Origin of the sequence: Rhodovibrio sodomensis (assembly GCF_016583645.1) — a bacterium.
GTDB classification, from domain to species: domain Bacteria; phylum Pseudomonadota; class Alphaproteobacteria; order Kiloniellales; family Rhodovibrionaceae; genus Rhodovibrio; species Rhodovibrio sodomensis.
This window is the reverse complement of sequence record NZ_NRRL01000266.1, coordinates 1-1,307: the sequence shown is the minus strand read 5'-3', so window position 1 is coordinate 1,307 and position 1,307 is coordinate 1. Positions and strand designations below refer to the sequence as shown.

Sequence of the window (1,307 nt, the reverse complement as noted above, 5' to 3'; positions counted from 1 at the left end):
TCTCGATGCGGCCGTTACACGCCGCGGGCCTGTATGGAGATACGCGGACCGGGTCCAATACGCTTACTCGCACTGTAGCGTGCAGCGCCTTCGTGCTGGTTTTCCCGACCCCGTCTCGATGACCGTTTGCCCTTACCTTACCTCAGACCTGCTCGCACCCTCCGACGCCATCCGGACAGCCGCTTTGGCGCGCTTTACGTTGCGGCGGCCGCCGGATCCTTGTACACGCCTCCCTGGGTCAGCAGCGCCCAGATGATGCGTGCATTCTTGTTCGCCAGCGCGACGGCGATGACCATGCGCGGCTTGCGCTGCAGCATGCGCGCCAGCCAAGAGCCTTCCGGCGCGCCGTTCTTCGCCGCCCAGCGCACGACGGCCATGGCCCCGCCGATTAGCAGGCGCCTGAGATCGCGCTGGCCCATTTTGGAGACTTTGCCCAGTCGCTCTTTGCCACCCGTCGAGTGCTGGCGCGGCGTCAGCCCGAGCCACGCGGCGAAGTCTCGCCCGCTCTTGAAGCTCTCCATGGGCGGGGCGAACGCCTCTACCGCTGTAGCGCAGATTGGCCCGACCCCCGGTATCGTCATCACGCGCTTGCTGCTGTCCTGCTTGCGTGCGAGTTGCTTGATATCCTGCTCGATCGCGTTGATCTGCTCGGTGAACGTGTCGATCTGTTCGAGCAGTGTCTGCGCCAGAGCGACGACCGCAGTAGGCAGGTATGTCTCGGAATCATCAACGACTGCCCGAAGACGCCCGAGGTGTGCCACGCCCTGTGGCGCAATCACGCCGAATTCCGCCAGGTTGCCGCGCAGCGCGTTGATCGTCTGGGTGCGTTGACGGACCAGCAGGTCGCGCGTCTTGAAGGCCATGCCCTGGGCCTGCTTGGCCTCGCTCTTGACTGCCACGAACCGCATGGTCGGCCGGCTCGCCGCCTCCGCGATCGCTTCCGCGTCAGCCGCGTCGTTCTTCTGGCGTTTGACGAACGGCTTGACGTAGACCGGCGGCACGAGCTGGACCTCGTGTCCGAACTCCCGCAGCGAGCGCGCCCAGAAGTGCGCGCCGGCGCAGGCCTCCATCGCCACCGTGCAGCGCGGCTGCTTAGCGAAGAAGGTCATTACCTTGTCTCGGCGCAATTTCTTGCGGAACGCTACTGAGCCGTCAGCGTTCTCGCCGTGCGCTTGAAACGTATTCTTCGCCAAGTCCAGCCCGATCATGGTAACCTTCGCCATGGATGCCTCCTCCTTGAATGGCGTTTTTCAGTGCACCCATTCTGGCACACCGATGCCGCCGGAGGGGGCGTCCATCCCATCGCT

1 protein-coding gene is annotated in these 1,307 nt (G+C 64.6%); it reads right to left on the bottom strand.

Annotated features, from left to right (window positions below; translation table 11 throughout):
* Positions 1-194: 194 nt before the first annotated feature.
* Positions 195-1,223, bottom strand: a complete 1,029-nt coding sequence (locus tag CKO28_RS27655; RefSeq protein ID WP_200344747.1) for an IS110 family RNA-guided transposase — start codon at positions 1,221-1,223, stop codon at positions 195-197.
* Positions 1,224-1,307: the final 84 nt, after the last annotated feature.